Source organism: Caulobacter sp. S45 (assembly GCF_009765965.1).
GTDB lineage: Bacteria > Pseudomonadota > Alphaproteobacteria > Caulobacterales > Caulobacteraceae > CAHJWH01.
Genome location: NZ_LMUL01000014.1, coordinates 821,919 through 839,844, shown reverse-complemented (window position 1 = coordinate 839,844; position 17,926 = coordinate 821,919). Strand labels below are relative to the sequence as shown.

The window sequence follows — 17,926 nt, the reverse complement described above, 5'->3', positions numbered from 1 at the left end:
TGGGGCAGGTATTCGTCGCGGTAGAAGGCCAGCAGCTTCTGGTGCGCCGGGATCACCGAGCCCTGCACCGCCTTCAGCCCGGCCGCACGCAGACTGGCCTGCTCATCCGCCGGGATCGATTTGGGGAAGTTCTTGAACGGCTGGAAGAAGGGGTTGTCCTCGGGCTTGGCCGGATCGGCGGCGTCCAGGATCGAGCCGTCGCGCCCGACCAGGGTCTCGCGTGGCACGCTGAAGCCGCGCGCGAGGCCGGCGCGCATGTTCACTGTCTCGTCTTGGAAGTAGCGCGGCATGTCGTTGAGCCGGGCGATGTAGGCTCGGTATTCCTCAGCAGAGCGGAACGGCCGCCGGGCGCCCGACGCCAGCGACGACCAGAACTGGGTGTCGCTGTTGAACGGCATTTCGTAGAGCTTGAAGGTCTGGTCCCCGGCCAGGGTCTCCAGCTGCATCCGATAGACCGCCTGGTTGATCCGTTCGGCCGGCGAGAGCTGGTCGGGCGGAATGGCGACCACCGCCGCCAGGGCGTCGCTCCAGTGCTTCAGGCGATTGTCCTGGGTCGCCTTGTCCACCCGGGGCAGGTGGTCCATCGGCTGCTCAGCCCCACGACCGCCGCCCATCTCGGTGCGCCGCCAGTTCCATTCCTCGGTGTAGATGGCCTTGAAGCGGGCGTCCGCGGAGCCTGCGGCAGGCTGCGCCATCGCCTGGACGCCGCCCCCGACCAGGGCTGCAGTGCAGAACAGGATCGCCAAAGTCTTCATGCCGTTTCCCCCATGTGCCGCAGGCAGGCCTTGCCCGCTGCGACGAACCCATCGAGGCGAACGTATATTGTATATGTATCTCGGCAACCCGGGACGGCGCCGTTCGCGGGTGGACATGTCCGTTGCGGCCGACTTAGCTGGGATAGGCTGAAGAGGGCGCCGTATGTCCACCTATGTAGCAGAGGTCAGTTGGACCCTGGATGGCGACGAAGACTTCCTGCACGGTCGATATAGTCGAGGCCATACCGTGCGGTTCGACGGCGGCGCCGTCATTTCCGCATCCGCGTCACCGCATGTCGTCGGTAAGTGGGCCGTCGAAGCGGCTATCGATCCGGAGGAGATGCTCGTCGCGGCGCTTTCCAGTTGCCACATGCTGACCTTCCTGCACGTGGCCCGGCTCGCCGGTTTCTCGGTCGCGGCCTATCGGGATCATGCCGAGGGTTGGATGGAGGCGATCTCGTCGGGCAGGTTGGCGCTGACAAGGGTCGTCTTGCATCCGGAAATCGATTGGGCGGGCCCCGCGCCGGACGGTGTCGAGCTGGGCCAGATGCATCATGAAGCGCACGAAGGTTGCTATATCGCCAATTCCGTCAGGACAGAGGTGACGGTCGCCTGAGGTTTGCTGGCCCCAGGGGCAGGCCGGATCAGACCATTAGGGCGCCGGTGTTTGTCCTAAGACCTATTAGTCCTCTGGCTCTACCCCGGCTTGAAAGGGCGGCCTCAAACTGGCCTAGTCCGCTTCGTGAGTACGGAGCGATCGTCATGTCCAGTTTCAATCGGCGGACCTTGCTCGCCAGCGGTGCGGGCCTGATCGGGAATGCGGCGCTCGGCTTCACCGCGCGCGGGGCGGGTATCGCAGGCGCACCGCCGGCTCCCGTGGCCAAGGTGGCGGTGGTCAAGGACATCTATTTTGGCGACACCCTCAGCGATCCCTACCGCTGGATGGAGAACGACAAGGATCCCGACTGGCTGCCGTTCCTGAAGGGGCAGAACGATCACGCAAGGGCGGTCCTGGACGCCATCCCGGGGCGCGACGCCCTCCTACGTCGCATCCAGCAACTCTCGGGAGACGCGGCGCTCACCAGCCGCGTTCAGCGCGCCGGCGGCAAGCTGTTCTACCAGCAGCGCCCTAGTGGCGCCGACAATTACAAACTGTTCGTCCGCGAGGACGGACATGACCGGGTGCTGGTCGATCCCACACTCTTGAGCGGCGCCAAAGGACACGTCTCGCTCGATTGGTGGACCGCCTCGCCGGACGGGTCGCGCGTCGTCTATGGTCTGTCCAAGGACGGCAGCGAGGATTCCCTGCTGCATGTCCTGACGGTCGCCGATGGGCGCGACCTGCCGGATCGCATTGCCAACACCCAGGCCGCCAATCCGCAGTGGCTCGATGACGCCAGCGGCTTCTTCTACAACCAGCTCACCGGCGCGGCGGATACGCCGGACCGTTTCCTGGACAGCCAGGCGCGTTTCCACCGTTTGGGGACCGACCCGGCCTCCGACCCGATCCTGATGAAGCGCGGGCTGGTGGCGGGCGTGGATTTCGACCGGATCCAGGCGCCCTACGTCATGACCTTCCAAGGCGCTCGCCATGCGATCCTGATCCTGGCGGACGTGCGGCCCGAGACGCGGGTCCTGATTGCGCCGCTTGCCGATGTCGTCGCCGGAAAGGCGCGGTGGACGCCGGTCGCCGGGTTCGAGGACGAGATCACCGGCGTCGAGCTCGACGGCGACGTCTTCTACATGCTGGCCAACAAGGGAACGCCGCGTGGCCGGCTGGTACGCACGTCGGCGGCCCAGCCGTCCCTCGCCAACGCCGTGGAGGTTGTCCCGCAAGGGCCGGTCGTGATCGACGACTTCCAGCGCGCCCGGAACGGCCTGTACCTGAAGATGATGGACGGTGGGATCAGTCGCCTGCGCCATCTCGGCCACGACGGGCAGGTGACGGAGGTCCATCTGCCCTTTGACGGGACGATCGGGTCGGTGTTCGCCACGCCCGGCGAGGATGGAGCATTGATGTCGCTGACGGGGTGGCTCGCCCCGGCGGGAATCTGGTCGGTCTCTCCCAGCGGCGATGTGGCGGACACCGGCGTCACGCCCCGCCCAGCCATCGACGTCGGCGCCTATGAGACGGTGCGCGGCTTCGCGACGGCCAAGGACGGGGTGAAAATCCCCTACAGCCTGATCTACAAGAAGGGACTGATCCGCAACGGCCGGACGCCGGCGTGGATTTCCGCCTACGGTTCCTACGGGGCCGCCGCCTATACCCCCGCCTTCGCCGGCAGGACCCTGGCGCTGATCGACGCCGGCTTCATCGTCGGCTACGCCAACGTGCGCGGCGGCGGAGAGTACGGTCGCGAGTGGCACAAGGCCGGGCAACTCGCGAACAAGCCCAACACGTGGCGTGATCTGATCGCCGTCTGCGAACATATCTGCACCGAGAAGTATACGTCGCCGGCGCGTCTTGCGATCGGTGGGCGGTCGGCTGGCGGGATCACCGTCGGCCGCGCCATGACCGAACGGCCGGACCTGTTCGCGGCGGTGATCGACGGCGTCGGCTGGTCCAATCCCCTTCGCTACGTAGTGGAGCAGAACGGCTATGGCGAAGAGCCTGAATGGGGCGCCATCGCCGACCCGGCCGGCTACCGCGCGCTGAAGAGCATCGACAGCTATCAAGCGGTGAGGGACGGGACGGCCTATCCGGCCGTGCTCCTGACCACCGGCGTCACGGACCCGCGGGTGGCGCCGTTCCATGTGGCCAAGATGACGGCGCGACTACAGGCGGCGAGTTCGTCGAAGAAGCCGATCCTTCTAAGGGTGGATTACGACGCGGGTCACGGCATCGGCTCGACCCGTGCGCAACAGGACCGTGAGGCGGCCGACACCTACGCGTTTCTCCTATGGAGAACGGGCGCGCCGGCTTACCAGCCGGCCTGAGATTCTGGAATCATCGGGCGCGCCATGGTTATGTTCCACGCTCGATCCGGCCTTCCATCTACGAAGCGGCGCTCCCACGCGGGGGGCGGGAGATCACGGGGCTGGGGTAGGGGAGGCGTTTCCGCGCCGGGCGGGCAGGCACGATTATGAATTCGGCTCTCGTCGCCGTCCTACGGCGGAGCGTAATCGCCAAAGCCTAGCCAGCGTGCAGCAAATGTCTCACCAGGAGGATGATCGCCGACCAAAGCAGCAACGAAATTGGCGTAGCCGTCAAAAGACCTCGTGTCACGCGCTTACCCCAGGAACCCAAATACTCCTAGAAGGGGATATTTCCGTCTCGGATGAAATTCAACTGCGAAGGCGACTCCTCGCCTGCGTTAAATTAGCTCGCCAGGCGCATTATTTTATCGCTATTGGCAAAAACGTATTACGAATTGACGATGCTGAAAATTTAATATGGCTGGGCCGGATGCTTCACTGAGCTAGAGCCAGGGTGTCTCGCTGCAAATCGTGCGTAGCCCTACAGTAGGGGCACCAGACGATCAAACCATCCTTGAGTTTCGCGAGTTGTCCCATTGTCATAATTGCGTGTGTTTCCAGCGGCTTTTCTGAAACGGGACACTTGGAAATCACCCGGCGGGGGATATTGTTAAATCTGCGCGGCATGAGCGGCTCCGAAGCGGCCGGAAGCACCGCGAAAAATCAATAGGCAACCCGAAGGCCTGGAAAGGTCCCAGGGGAGATTGCTACTCCTTCTGATCCGCGTCTGCTTCATGGATACAATGGCTCATGGGTTGGTGAATATTCACTCCCGAGAACGAGTCCTCGTGGCCAATAAGATCCTAACCATCGTAACATGAGGCGCCCTTCTGAGGTTGATAGGCGATATCCCGTCTCTGACTAGCGTTTCCTTTGGCGTGTAGGCGCCGACGGCCTACGTCGGGAGGCCGGCGGCGGTATGTGGTCATTGTGGTGGCCGCGACCGCCAAGATTTATCACGTCCGACGACTACGCCATCCCCTTCGTGCTGCAACTGTCCCGCGGCGATATCGACCCTGGGGCGTGAATTCAGGCGAAGGCGTCTCAATGCAATAATTTTGCGTAATATTCCTAACGCGAATGGTCAGGGATTATGTTTTGAAGATGAGTATTTTGAATAGATTTGTTCATATGCAATCTTCACGTCGAAGGCGTCAAGCAATCGGAATTTTCGTTCGGATCGCAATCTTTGAGGCTGGTATTCTCGCTTGCAGCTGAGAGGCCAACTGGCGACGGCGTCTTGCGACGGTGCGCCCGAGTTTGATGTAAATCATTGTAGAAAAAGGAAATGATCCCTCACCCAGCGTCCTAATTTCCAATCGTCACGACGCATTCGTGAAAGGTCGGTGACAGCAAAGGCCGCGCACAAAGAAATCAACGGGAGAGACTTCCCGATCCGGGTGGACGTCAGGGTGAGGGAATCTGAAAGATGGTGATAGGGCGCGGAACTTGGGTGTCGGCTTTGGTGGCGACGACCGCACTGACCGCCACGTTTGGCGAGGCCCGCGCGCAAGCGGCCGACGCTTCGGAAAGCCAACCTTCGCCCGCCGTCGCTTCCGCGGTCGTCGTCCCACCTAAGGCGACTCCTGCGGCCGCCTCCACGCAAGCCGAGCCAAATCCCGGCGAAGGCGCCGGAGGGAAGAAGCCCGCGACTTTGAGCGAGATCGTGGTCACTGCAGACCGCAAGAACAGCTTCAGCGCCGACTATGTCCAAGCCGGCAGCTTCCGCGGCGCAAGGAACCTCGACACTCCCCTGACGATCAACGTCATCACCGGCGAAGTATTGAAGTCGCAGCAGGCGATCGATCTTATTGATGCTCTGCGCAACACCGCGGGCGTGTCGAGCAATTCGAATGGGCCGGCGGTCTACAACAACATCACCATCCGCGGCATCATCGTCGACACGCGCTCCAACTTCCGCCTGGACGGCAGCCTGCCGATCATCAGTTCGATCGCCTTCCCGTTGGAGGACAAGGACCGGGTCGAGGTGCTGAAGGGCGCATCGGCGTTGTACTACGGCTTTTCCAACCCGGCCGGCATCGTCAACCTGACCATGAAGCGGCCGACCTCCGAGCCCTTGCTCAGCGCGACCGCGTTCGGCGACAGCCATGGCGGCGGGGGCGGGGCGGTTGACGCCAGCGACACCTGGACCGGGCCCTACGGCAAGTTCGGCGCCCGCGTCAACGGGCTGTTCGCCGACATAGACGACGGCGTCAAGTATTCCACCGGCCACCGCTACATGATCTCGGGCGCGTTCGACTGGAAGCCGATCGATCGACTCACCTTCTCGTTGGACGTGGAGAATTTCGAAAAGAACATCGTCGAGCCGGCCACGTTTCGGTTCAGCAGCGCCCCGACCGCCACGCCGGCCAATCCCTTCCCCGCCCTGGCCCTGCCGCCCCTGCTCAACCCGTCGAGCAACTTCGGGCCGAACTGGGCCAGCAACGACGCGACCGAGACCAATGTCCTCGGCAAGATGACCTATAAGTTCAACGACGCCTGGAGCTTCACCACCGACGCTGGCGTCTCGCACCTCAACCGCTTCCGCTACTTGCCGACCTTCGCCCCGACCAATGTGGCGACCGGCGCCGGCACGCTGACGATCTCGCCGCAGGACGCCATCTTCACCACGGTCAGCTATCGCGCCGAGATCGACGGGACCTTCTACACCGGGCCGCTTTTGCACGAGGTGATGATCGGCGCTCAGCGGGCGATCAAGGATTCCTTCGCGCCGGTGGCCAAGAAGCTCAACTTCGCCGACAACTTCTTCACCCCGATTTCGATCGCCCAGCCCGCGACGCCGAAGTTCACCGCCGACACCACCCGGATCGACGACCAAGGCCTGTACTTCTTCGACCGCGTGAAGATCACCGACTGGCTTCAGGTGCTCGGCGGTGTGCGCCAGTCCCACTACACCGAGTCGGATAAGACGCTGGGCCAGGACACCTTCGGCCCCGATACGCCCTTGTCCTATTCTTACGGCGGCATCCTGAAGCCCGTACCCTGGGCCAGCATCTACGGCACCTATATCGAGGGCCTGGAGACCACGGTGGTCGCCCCGTCTACGGCGGTGAACGCCAACGCCCAGCTCGGCCCGACCATGAGCCAGCAGAAGGAATATGGGCTCAAGATCGAGCCGCGTCGTGGCCTGATCTTCCAGGTCGCCTATTTCGACATCACGCGGGGCTCCACCTACGTCAACAGCGCCAATGTCTACGTCCTGGACGGTCAAGCGGAATACAAGGGCGAGGAACTCAGCCTGACGGGTGAAGTGAATCGAGATCTTTCGATCTACGCCAGCGCCACCTTCCTTTCCGCAAAGCAGATCTCAGCGGCGGCGACCGTCAGTAGTCCAATCTTCACGCCGTCAATCGCCGGTAAGCGCATCGAGGGTACGCCCGAGACCACCGCATCGGTTTCAGGCGAGTATAAGCTACCATTCTATCGCGCCGTCAGCTTAACGGCTGGGGTCTATTACACCGGCAATCAGGCGATCAACGCCAATAACAACGCCTTCATCCCCGCCTACACGACCTTCGATCTGGGGGCGGCCTATCAACGTGAAATCGCCGGCCATCCGACAGTCTTCCGGGTGAACGCCCAGAACGTTGCGAACACCCGCTATTGGGCGGCCACGGGCGGCCTGTTCCTTGGCGAGAGCCTTCCTGGGGTGGTCAAGTTCTCGATCTCGACAACGTACTGAAGCAACTGGGGATAACGCAGCGACATATGTGCTGCGGACGCAATCCGTCGCGGATGTCATGAACACCACGCCGCCTGGTAGGCGCGCGCGGACTGGAAGCCAGCCGGTGATCAATGCTGCGGCGTCGAAACGCTCGGGGCGGTGGGGGAGGGCTGTAGCAGGGTCGTGACTGGATCGGTTGGCGCGGCCAGCGCGGGGATCGCCGGCGCCGGCCCTGCCGGGATGGGCGTCGCGGGCGTTCTTAGAAGGGCGCTGACCATGAAGGCGCGCCACAGGGCGGTCGGAGGACCGCCGCCCATGACGCCCTGCATCGGGCGCGCATCGTCACGACCGACCCAGACAACGGTCGTGAGATCGCCGGTGAACCCGCAGAACCACGCGTCCTTGCTGTCTGACGTGGTCCCCGTCTTGCCCGCCAGATCGCGGCCTGGGATTGTGGCGTGGACGCCCGTGCCCTGGGCGATCACCGCCCGCAACATCTGGTCCAGTTCTTGGAGCGGCGGGTTCTGGATCACTTGCGTGGGCGGATTGATCGGGCGTCGCCAGACGATCTTGCCCGCCGTTGTCCGGATGCTCTCCAGGCCATACGGGGCGGCGAACCGGCCACCGTTGGCGAAGCTGTCGTAAGCGCCCGCCATCTCGATAGGCGTGACCGCCGAGGTCCCGAGCGCCATGGCAGGATCGGTGTTGATCGGGGTGACGATCCCAAGTCGTTGGGCGGTCCGCGCTACGGTGGGGCGCCCGACCTCGTCCGCTAGTTTCGCCGCCACCGTGTTGATCGACTTGGCCAGGGCGGTCTGCAGGGTGATCTGCCCGAGGTAGGTGTCCTCGTCATCCTTTGGAGACCACCCGCCGATCGTCGTGGGCTCGTCCACCGCGAGCGTGTCCGGCGTGCGTCCGGCCTCCAGGGCGGTCAGGTACACGAAGGGTTTCCACGACGAGCCGGCCTGCCGCAGGGCCTGTGTGGCGCGATTGAACTGGCTCGCGCGGTAGTCGGCGCCGCCGATCATGGCGCGCACGCCGCCGCCGCCGTCCACCGAGACCAGGGCCGCCTGCTGCACGCCGCGGGCCTGCGCCTTGGCCAAGACCGATCGCGTGGCTTTCTCGGCCGCTTCTTCCGTCGGCAGGTCGAGCGTGGTCTCCACCACTAGGTCTTCCTGGGGTTGGGCGACCAGGCGACGCCTTTGCTGGTCGACCCAATCGACGAAATACTGGGCGGGGAGCATAGGGTCGACGGTGCGCAGATGCAGCGGACTGGCCAGCGCGGCGGCTCGTTGAGCCGCGGTGATGGCGCCGGTCTCGGCCATGGCGTCCAGCACCAGCCGCGTCCGCTCCGCCGAACGCTCGGGCTGATCGACGGGGCTGTAGCCTGAGGGGGATTTGAGGATTCCGGCCAGGGTGGCGGCCTGATGCAAGGTGAGCCGAGACGCCGGGACGCCGAAGAAGCGACGAGACGCGGCCTCGATGCCGTAGGCTCCCGATCCGAAATAGACCCGGCTCAGATATAGCGAGAGGATCTGGCGCTTGCTGAAGGTGCGTTCCAGCTGGACCGCGTAGACGAGCTCCTGGGCCTTGCGCTCGAGTGTCTGGTCGGAACTGAGGAACAGGTTGCGGGCGAGCTGCTGGGTGATGGTGGATGCGCCCTGCGCGGCCCGTCCATGGGCGGCGTCCGCCATCAGTGCACGTGCGATGCCGATCGCGTCGAAGCCCGGATGGTCGTAGAAGCGCCGGTCCTCGATGGCGACGAAGGCCGCGGGGACGTAGGCGGGGAGCCGATCCAGATCGACCGGCGGCGCGACCTGGCCGCCGCGTACGCCGAGCACCGCTCCCGTACGATCCACATATGTGACTGACGCGGCGCGCTTGATCGGCGGAAGCGGGGGAAGTTGCGGTAGGCCGGCCAGAAACGACGCGGCGAAAAGGACGGGGACCAGGGACTTGCTCCTTCGCCTGGCCTTCGTGGGCTGGGCTAAGGGAAGTTTAAGACCGAGCTAGGCGCCGGCCTAGATAACGATCTGTAACCCGCGTGACAGTAGGCGGGAGATCGGCCCGGGCGCGTGGCGGCGCCGCTAACTGCGGTAGCGAATCGGGGCATCCCCAAGGGCGATTTCGAGGGGACCGAGCCAGGGCGCGTATTTCTTCCACTGATCCAGGCCATCACGGAAAATCGGCTGGCGCACCTGCTCGGAACTTGGGGTCCGCACGCTGCGCTTGGTTTTGTGGAAATCGATGCATCCAAGCTCGAAGGTGAGGCCGCAATGATCGAGTATCCGTCTCACGCTGCCTTCCAGGTCGGAGACGACGTCCTCGTGCTGTACGCGTAGCACCCGTCCAGGCAGCGCCTCGTCCCAGTGCTGCATCAGATCGAGATAGGTTCGGTAATAGCGTGAGATATCCTCGACGCTGTAGGTGAATTCCTGCCCTTGCGCGAAAAGTTGTTTCAGATTGCTGAAACAACAGGACATCGGATCGCGTCGGGCGTCGATGATCCGCGCATTGGGCAGCATGAGGTGGATCAGGCCGATATGCCGGAAGTTGTTCGGCATCTTGTCGATGAAGATGGGCTTGCCCGTCCGATAAACCTGCGTATCCGTCAGGTATCGCTCGCCCAACCGCTGGAAATCCTCCCGGGTCATGTCCGCCAGCGCGGCTGGATAGCGTGGATTTTCCAGATCGGGATCGCGCCCCTGGATTTCGAGGACGAACCTCTGCACGTCCGAAAGTTCCTGCGTGCCTTCCACCTGCGAGTGGGAGGCGAGAATCTGTTCGAGCAGGGTGGAGCCTGATCGAGGCAGGCCGAGGACGAAGATCGGATCGGGGCGTGGGTCGCCCCAGCCGGTCCGGTGCTCGAAGAAGCCGCGGGTGCAGACTTCGATCTGCTTGCGCGTATTGGTCTCGATAATCTCGGGGCGATAGCGGCTTTCCGACCGTTTCAGGGCGTTGCCGCGTTCGTAATAGGTCCAGGACTCGGCCGTTTCGCCCTGGTCCTCCAACGCCTTGCCGAGCGCGAAACAGAGGTGATAGCGATCCACCAGCGCCGTGGTCGGCGACGCCTCTTCCGCGCGCATGCGGGCGATCTCGTCGTCGGCGAAGCGATACATCTTCAGATTCGCCAAACTCCAGTAGGCGTCGCCGAAATCAGGTCGCGCGGCGGCCGCTGCGCGATAGGCCTCGACGGCCTCCGGCGCCTGGCCCACGGTCTTCAGCGCATGGGCGAGCCACAGATGCAGGTCCGGCGATCCGGGCATGTCGACCAGGAGCTGGCGATAGAGCGCAATGGCCGTGTCGTGTTCGCCGAGGCCGACGGCGGCGGTGGCGGCGAGCGTGCGGTACTCCGCATTGCCCGGCTCGTGCGCCAGCAACTGCTCGATCTGTTCGCGCGCCGCCACGTACTTGTGCCGTTTGAGCAGGCAGTCGGCGTAGTCGGCGCGGGCGGGCCAGTGGTTGGGCGCCAGCTCCAGCGCCGCCGCCAGCAGCACCTCGGCGTCGTCCAGCACATCGCGGGCCACGCCGATCTTGGCCAAGAGGCGCATGGCCTCGGGATGGTCGCCGTGCTGCAGCAGATAGGCGCGCACCAACTGCTCGGCCGGCCCCAGTTCACCATCGAAGAATAGGGCGGTGGCGCTCACCACCTCGGCGGGCAGGGCTTTGAGCGTGGCGGTGTGGGCGGCGGCGGTGGCGGCGTTCTTGGGGTCGCCTGAGATGCGGTACAGCCCTTCCAGCATGCGCCAGGCCGCCGGTAGGGCGGGGTTCAGGTTCACCGCGCGCAGCAGGGCGTCGATGGCCCGTGGCGCGTCCTTCAGCGCCACATGGCACAGCCCGCGTTCCTGGTGCAGCCGACTCCAGCGCGGCTGGAGCGCCTCCAGCCGGTCCAGTTCGGCCAGGGCGTCGGGGATGCGCATCAGGTGGCGCCGGCTTGCAGCCCCGGCCAGCAACACGTCGCGGTTCTCGGGCCACTGGTCGTGCAAGGCGTCGCAGGCGGCCAGCGCCTCGGCGTGGCGGCCGTCCCGCTGCAGGGCGCGCAGGTGGGAGACCTGCTGCTCGAGGGACGGCGCCGGTGCTGAGGTCAGGTCCATGAAGCCTTATTGAAGAAAATGGCGGGCGTCGCCGCCCGCCTTATAGCGTCAATCCTGACTGGGTAATGTCAGAAGCTGGCGCCGATCTTCAGGCCGAACACCCGTGGCCGCAGCGGCACCTCCGCCTTGATGAACTGGGCCGAGGAGGTGAACGTGCTGGCGTGGGAGTTGAGCAGGTTCTCGCCGAAGAGCTGGGCGTGCCAGTTATCCTTGCTGACCCCGAGCGCCGCGTCGAAGGTCGCGTAGGCCGCCTGCTTGTAGCGCAAGTAGGTGGTGGTGGGGATCAGCACGCCGGCGCCCGACGGGTAGGTGGCGGGCTGGTTGAACATGCTGCCGGTATAGCTCACCCCTCCCTGGACGTAGGGACGATAATCTTCGAAGCGCCAGTCGTAGCGTGCGCGCATGTTGCCTTGGAACGTCGGCGAGAAGGCCGGGGTGGAGCCGACGGTGCCGAAGGGGTTGGCGAAGGACTGGATCTGGCCGCCGCTCACCTTGACCTGGGTGATGCACTTGCCGAACGACGCCGTGCCGGAAATGTTGTCCATCAGGCAGGGCGAGTTGGATTGGGTGTCGTCGTTGTACGAGCCCGAGCCCTGGATGGTCAGCCCGTCGATGGGGCGGGCGACGAACTGGGCTTCGACGCCCTTGACGTCGTAGTTGGGGCCGTTGGTGCCGAAGGTGGTGTTGATCTGCTCGATTGGGTTGTAGAGCAGGATCTGAACATTGTCCCAGTTCATATAGTAGGCGGACAGGTTCAGCTGCAGACGGTGATTGAACAGTTCGCTCTTCAGGCCAATCTCGTTGTTGGTCAAGGAGTCCGGGGAGTAGCTGTTCGGCTCCTTGTACTGGGCCGCGCCCGTGGGGTCGCTGATCACCGACTTCTGGGAGCGGTTAAAGCCGCCCGGACGGAAGCCTTGCGAGAAGGTGTAGTAGACCAGGACGTTAGGTGTGATGCGCCAGGTCGCGTTGAAGCGGCTCTTGAACCCGGTGTAGGTCACGTGGTCGTTGGCGGCGTTGATGTTGACGGTGCCGCCGCCGCACTGACCGTTGGGCACGTTCACGCAGCTCGAATTGGTGCCGTACTGCGAGCCCACCTCGAACTCGTTGTATTGGTACCAACGGGTGCCGGCGGTGACGGTCAGGTTGGGCAGGATGTCGAAGTCCACCGAGGCGAAGATGGCGGTCTGGTCGTAGCCGCGCTGGGTGTCCTCGCCGAAGCCTGTGTTGTCGCTGCGGACGCTGGGGTCATTGGTCGTGGTGTTCGCGGCCGGGGCCACGTTGGCCACGCAGATGGGGCCGCCGGCCTGGGCCGCAGAGAGGTTGGCCGGGGAGCAGGACGGGATGGTCTTGTAATTGAAGTTCATCACGTCGTCGATGCGGAAGTTCTCGTTGTAAACGCCCACGATGCCCCGAAGACGCCAGTTGTCAGGCGTCGCCAGGCGGATTTCGTTGCTCAGATGGGTGCTGTTTACCGTGTCCTGCCAGTAACCGAGCGGCGAATTGCAGGTCGGTGGACTGTTAACGCCCGCGGGTTGCGCGCCCAGCAGGCCGGCGTTGCCGCCGGTGCACTCGTAATAAATCCCGCCGCCAGTGCGCGAATAGTTCGTGTAATCCATTTGTTGTTGGATGTGGCGTTCGGTATAGCCGCCGGTGTAGATCGCCTTCAGCGGCCCGATCTTGCCGTTCACGGTCCAGGCGGTGTTGTCGAAGCGGTCCTTGTCGTAGGACGGCACGAAGGACGTCACTTGGTCCGCCTTCAGGTTCTGGAAGTCCGAGCCGATCGGGAAGGAGTTGAACAGGCCGTCAGCTTCCATGCTCTGGAAGCTCTCGGTGATCAGGACGTTCCAGTCTTCGTTGATGTCGAACAGGGCGGACAGACGCGCACCCTGGTAGGTCACTGGGTTGAAGTCATTGGCGGCGGTTGAGTTATTGTTGATTTGTTGCACGCCGGCGACGGGTGTCTTGTAACCCTTGAAGTAGAAATTGCCGATGTCGTTGCTGGAGCGGGTGAAGGTGCTGGCCACGTTGTCGATGTAGCCGCCGCGCCGCTCGTCGTAGACCACCGCGCGCACGGCGATCTTATCCTCGACGATTGGGATGTTGACGACGGCGTTCACGCCCGAGTTGGCCCCGCCACCCGAGGTGGCGCCGTACATGCCCTCGGCGCTGCCGGAGTACTTGGTCAGGTCGGGCTTGTTGGTGATGTAGCGCAGCGCGCCGGCCTCGGCGCCGCCGCCGAACAGGGTGCCCTGAGGGCCCTCCAGCACTTCGACGCGCTCCATGTCGATCATGTAGATGTCGAGGTTGCGCGCCGGGAACTGCATGGACTGGTCGTCCAGATACAGAGCGACGTTGGGGAAGTTGGAGATGGTGGCGCTGGACTGGTTGCCCGCGAAGCCGGCGCTGAGGCCGCGCATGAAGATGGAGCCCTGGCCCGGGCCGTTGTTCCCGTAGCTGATGTTGGGCGTGTATTTGAGGATGTCGTCCAGGGTGGTGACGTTGAGCTGGCTCAGGGTCTGGCCCGTGAAAGCCTGGATGGTCATCGGGACCTTCTGGACGGTTTCGTTGCGGCGCTGCGCCGTCACGACGACTTCCTCCACGCCAGACGATACCGGTGCGCTCGATGCGGCGTCGGCGGTGGCGACCGCTGCAGGCGCGGCGGCGACGGCGGCGTCGTTGGCGACGGCGACGCCCGCGTACCCACTCAGGACGGCGGCCACGGCGCAGGAAAGCATATACTTGGTTTTCACGAATCTTTTCCCCAGGCATCGCAGACAAAACTGCTCAAGTGCGCAGCGGGACAAATGCTCCGTGCACATACTGAAAGCAGCTCATGTCAAATTGAATTGCGACGCGTCCCCAACGTTGAGAAACCATAGGGTTGCGATGTGAAGTTTCGAAGACGGTAAAATTTCAGTCGGATGAAGATATTTGAATACCTTGCAACTACCGCCCAGGTTGTTTTATTGCGATTGTCATAAATTCGTGTTCGCTGGCGATCATCGGTGAGGGTGGTAGGCTGGCGGTTCGTTTTGATGCGGCGAGACGTGGCGTGCGTTAGAGTATTCGATCCATGCCACTTTTCGCTCCGCGTGGGGAACTGTAGACTTCCGCCCCAATGTTGGAGTCGCGATTTGACCAATGTAATAGATGAGATATTCGAATTGTTCGCCCGGTATGGATCGGGCGGATATGGAGAAGACATCTCCATTGAAAGGCACATGTTGCAATCCGCCACGATGGCGGAATCGCTCGGCGCGCCGGAGAAAATCGTCGTCGCCGCGCTCCTGCATGACATCGGTCACTTCCTGCCTGCCGCAGGCGAGGTGTCCGTTCACAAAGGGCGCGATATCGAACATGCGGGGCTTGGCGCGGCGTGGCTGTCGCGCGCGTTCGATGAGGACGTAACGGCGCCTATCGCGCTGCATGTGCGGGCGAAGCGATATCTTTGCGCCGTCGAGCCAGGCTATTTTGAACAACTCAGCGATGCATCGCGCCTCAGTCTCGCCGTACAGGGCGGCGTCATGAGCGTGGACGAAACCGAGGCGTTCGCCAAGGAACCAGCGTTCGAAGCCGCGTTGATCGTTCGCCGTTGCGACGATCGTGGCAAGGAAGTGTCTACCCAGACGCAAGACCTCGAAAGTTACCGAGGCCTTTTGACCGCGTCATTGCACCAACGGAACTGAACGGCTCGACCCAGGTGCAGACGAAAGAGATCTGCCTTCTCGGTGGTGGGCGCCCGTCATTTTTGCGGTAAAGGATAGGCGGAGCTTGGTTTCGCTTGGGCTGAAACGCCGGTTCGCATCCTACGGTCATGGTGTTCTTGACATTCGTCGTTCGCTAAAGCGACGCTCGCTTCCCGGATCGTAAAGGATGCGACGTGCGCCCAATCCACCTTGCCGCCGTACTGGCGATGCTGCCGCTCTCTGCGCCCTCGGCCCAGCCGACCCGGGACACCAGCCCTTGGTGGGCCCACATCAAGGTGCTCGCGTCCGACACCTATGAGGGGCGGCTCACCGGTTCGCCGGGTTACCTCAAGGCCGCCGGCTATGTCGCCGATCAGTTCAAGGCGGCGGGCCTGCAACCGGGCGGCGACGCCGGCTCCTATCTGCAACAGGTGAAGTTCGAGGTGGAGACCGTCGATGCGGCGCATTCGACCGTCGCCCTGGTCGAGCATGGCGAGGCCCGGCCCCTGGCCGTCGGCCCGGACGTGATACTGGGCGCACGCGACACCCAGCCCGCCGCCATCCAGGCGCCGCTGGTGTTCATCGGCTATGGGCTGCACCTGCCGGAGGCCGGCTACGACGATTTCGCCGGCCAAGACCTGAAGGGCAAGGTGGTGGTGGTGCTCGGCGGCGGCCCCTCGACGCTGTCGGCGGCGATGAAGTCCCACGCCTCGTCCTATGCCTTCCCGCGCGCCCTGGAGGCGGCGGGCGCGGTGGGCGTGATCCGGCTGCAGAACCCCAAGGCCATGGACATCCCCTGGCCCCGGCTGATGGCCCTCTCCAGCCAGCCCGGCATGCGGCTGGCCGAGCCCGCGCTGCAAAACTATCACCGCCCCATCTTCTCGGCGACGCTGAACCCGGACAAGGCCGAGGCGCTGTTCGCAGGCTCTGGCCACAGCTTCGCCGAACTGCTAGCCCTGGCGGACGCGCACAAGGCGCTGCCGCGCTTCGCCCTGATCCCCTCGATCAAGGCTGTGGTGGCCAGCGAAACCCACGCCGCCGTGTCGCCCAACGTGGTCGGTGTGCTGCCCGGTTCCGATCCGAAGCTGAAGGCGCAGTACGTGGTCGTCTCCGCCCACCTGGACCACCTGGGCGTCGGCGAGCCGATCAAGGGCGACCGGGTCTATCACGGCGCCATGGACAACGCCTCGGGCGTCGCCTCGCTGATCGAGACCGCCAAGGCCTTCTACGCCAAGGGCCTGAAGCCCCGCCGGTCGCTGGTGTTCGTGGCGGTCTGTGGCGAAGAGAAGGGGCTGCTGGGCTCGCTGGCCTTCGCCGAACACCCGACCGTGCCCAAGGCCGCCATCGTCGCGGACATCAACATGGACGAGTTCCTGCCGCTGTTCCCGCTGAAGCACCTGCTGATCCTGGGTGAAGGGGAAAGCACGCTAGGCGCCGAAGCGCACGCGGCCGCCGTCGCCCAAGGCTACGACACGGTTCCCGACCCCGCGCCAGATCGCAACATCTTCGTCCGCTCCGACCAATACAGCTTCATCAAGACCGGCGTGCCTTCGATCGCCCTGAAGTTCCAGGGCCTGCCGGGCTCGCCGGAGGAGCAGATCGAGAAGGACTGGAACACCTTCCGCTATCACTCGCCTCAGGACGACCTGACCCAGCCGGTCGACCTGGCCGCCGCCGACGCCTTCGACGCCTTTCTCGGCAAGCTAGTGATCCAGGTCGCCGACGCCGACGCGCGTCCCGTCTGGAACCGGGACAGCTTCTTCAAGCGCTTCGACAAGACGGGCGCCGCCTCGGCCCCGTGAGAGCGACGCCTGCCGCGCCGCAACGCGGGACAGAAGAAGATTACGCTCTGCGGGCTGTTGAAGTGCGGGCGGAGGGCGCTTAGAGCCCAGGGCGGACGTTGGCGCCGCCCCAGAAACCAGCCGCTCATGCGCGAGCCTGGGGTCGAGAACGCCTCGATGGGCGACCAACGCCAAGGAGCGTGTCATGAGTCGAGAAAAGGTTTCCATCCTGGCCAAGGACGGACAGTGCGCCGCCTACGTGCTGACGCCCGAGGGGAACGGACCTTGGCCCGCCATCATCTTCTACATGGATGCATTCGGCATCCGTCCGGCGATGATGGAGATGGCGGCTCACCTGGCCGACGAAGGTTACGTCGTGTTGCTGCCCGATCTCCTATACCGCTTCGGTCCCTATGGCCCCCTCGTGCCGAAAGAGGTCATGGCCGGCGATTTCCGCGCTGTCATCGGCCCGATGATGGCCAGCACCGACAATCACAAGACGGCGGAAGATACGGCGGCGTTCCTGGCCTATCTGGACAGCCGCAGCGATGTCGCCGGCGACAAGGTCGGAACCGTCGGCTTCTGCATGGGCGGCGGCATGGCGCTGACGGCGGCGGGTTACTATCCGGATCGGGTGGCCGCGGCGGTCAGCTTCCATGGGGGTAATCTGGCCACCGACGCCCCGACCAGCCCGCATCTGCTGGCCCCCAAGATCAAGGCCGAGGTCTATGTGGCCGGCGCCGACAACGATCACAGCTATCCGCCGGAGATGGCCGAGCGGACCGAGAAGGCGCTGACGGACGCCGGCGTGAAGCATCGGTGCGAGATCTACGAAGGCAAGGCCCACGGCTGGATGAAGCCCGACATGCCGGTCTATGACGCCGAGGCGGCCGAGCGTGGCTGGCGCGAGGCGTTTGCGCTGTTCGACCGCAACCTTCACTAGGCGGGC

10 protein-coding genes are annotated in these 17,926 nt (G+C 64.2%); 6 read left to right on the top strand and 4 right to left on the bottom strand.

The genetic code is table 11. The features are described 5' to 3' along the window. On the bottom strand, positions 1-755 hold a 755-nt coding region (locus GSQ87_RS22465; RefSeq protein ID WP_216839212.1), incomplete at its 3' end, for a DUF885 family protein. A gap of 163 nt (positions 756-918) precedes the next feature. Here GSQ87_RS22465 and GSQ87_RS10930 point away from each other — a divergent pair. From GSQ87_RS10930 to GSQ87_RS10920, 3 genes are all read left to right on the top strand, one after another. Then, on the top strand, positions 919-1,371 hold the full coding sequence (locus GSQ87_RS10930) for an OsmC family protein (RefSeq protein WP_158915475.1): 453 nt from the start codon (positions 919-921) through the stop codon (positions 1,369-1,371). Positions 1,372-1,517: 146 nt separating this feature from the next. Continuing rightward, positions 1,518-3,692 carry a prolyl oligopeptidase family serine peptidase gene (locus GSQ87_RS10925; protein ID WP_158915474.1) on the top strand — a complete coding sequence of 725 codons (2,175 nt, stop codon included), beginning with the start codon at positions 1,518-1,520 and terminating at the stop codon, positions 3,690-3,692. 1,693 nt (positions 3,693-5,385) lie between these two features. Then, positions 5,386-7,434 (top strand): TonB-dependent siderophore receptor, encoded by a 2,049-nt coding sequence (locus GSQ87_RS10920; RefSeq protein ID WP_158915473.1) that lies wholly within the window; start codon positions 5,386-5,388, stop codon positions 7,432-7,434. Positions 7,435-7,544: 110 nt separating this feature from the next. Here GSQ87_RS10920 and GSQ87_RS10915 read toward each other — a convergent pair whose 3' ends face one another. The 3 genes from GSQ87_RS10915 to GSQ87_RS10905 all read right to left on the bottom strand — a co-directional run bounded on the left by GSQ87_RS10915 (position 7,545) and on the right by GSQ87_RS10905 (position 14,260). Continuing rightward, on the bottom strand, positions 7,545-9,275 hold the full coding sequence (locus GSQ87_RS10915) for a transglycosylase domain-containing protein (RefSeq protein ID WP_254062883.1): 1,731 nt from the start codon (positions 9,273-9,275) through the stop codon (positions 7,545-7,547). A gap of 228 nt (positions 9,276-9,503) precedes the next feature. Further along, the gene (locus GSQ87_RS10910) at positions 9,504-11,510 is read right to left on the bottom strand and encodes a tetratricopeptide repeat-containing sulfotransferase family protein (protein WP_158915472.1); all 2,007 of its coding nucleotides are present in this window, start codon (positions 11,508-11,510) and stop codon (positions 9,504-9,506) included. A 68-nt stretch (positions 11,511-11,578) separates the two neighbouring features. Beyond that, entirely contained in the window at positions 11,579-14,260 is a 2,682-nt protein-coding gene (locus GSQ87_RS10905; RefSeq protein WP_216839210.1) for a TonB-dependent receptor, read from the bottom strand. A gap of 384 nt (positions 14,261-14,644) precedes the next feature. Here GSQ87_RS10905 and GSQ87_RS10900 point away from each other — a divergent pair, with 384 nt between their 5' ends. The 3 genes from GSQ87_RS10900 (at position 14,645) to GSQ87_RS10890 (ending at position 17,920) form a co-directional block, all read left to right on the top strand. Then, complete coding sequence (locus GSQ87_RS10900; RefSeq protein WP_158915471.1) at positions 14,645-15,196, top strand: HD domain-containing protein; 552 nt, start codon at positions 14,645-14,647, stop codon at positions 15,194-15,196. Between the two features lie 194 nt (positions 15,197-15,390). Further along, positions 15,391-16,998 carry a M20/M25/M40 family metallo-hydrolase gene (locus tag GSQ87_RS10895; protein ID WP_254062881.1) on the top strand — a complete coding sequence of 536 codons (1,608 nt, stop codon included), beginning with the start codon at positions 15,391-15,393 and terminating at the stop codon, positions 16,996-16,998. Positions 16,999-17,182: 184 nt separating this feature from the next. Next, on the top strand, positions 17,183-17,920 hold the full coding sequence (locus GSQ87_RS10890) for a dienelactone hydrolase family protein (protein WP_158915470.1): 738 nt from the start codon (positions 17,183-17,185) through the stop codon (positions 17,918-17,920). Positions 17,921-17,926 lie beyond the last annotated feature (6 nt).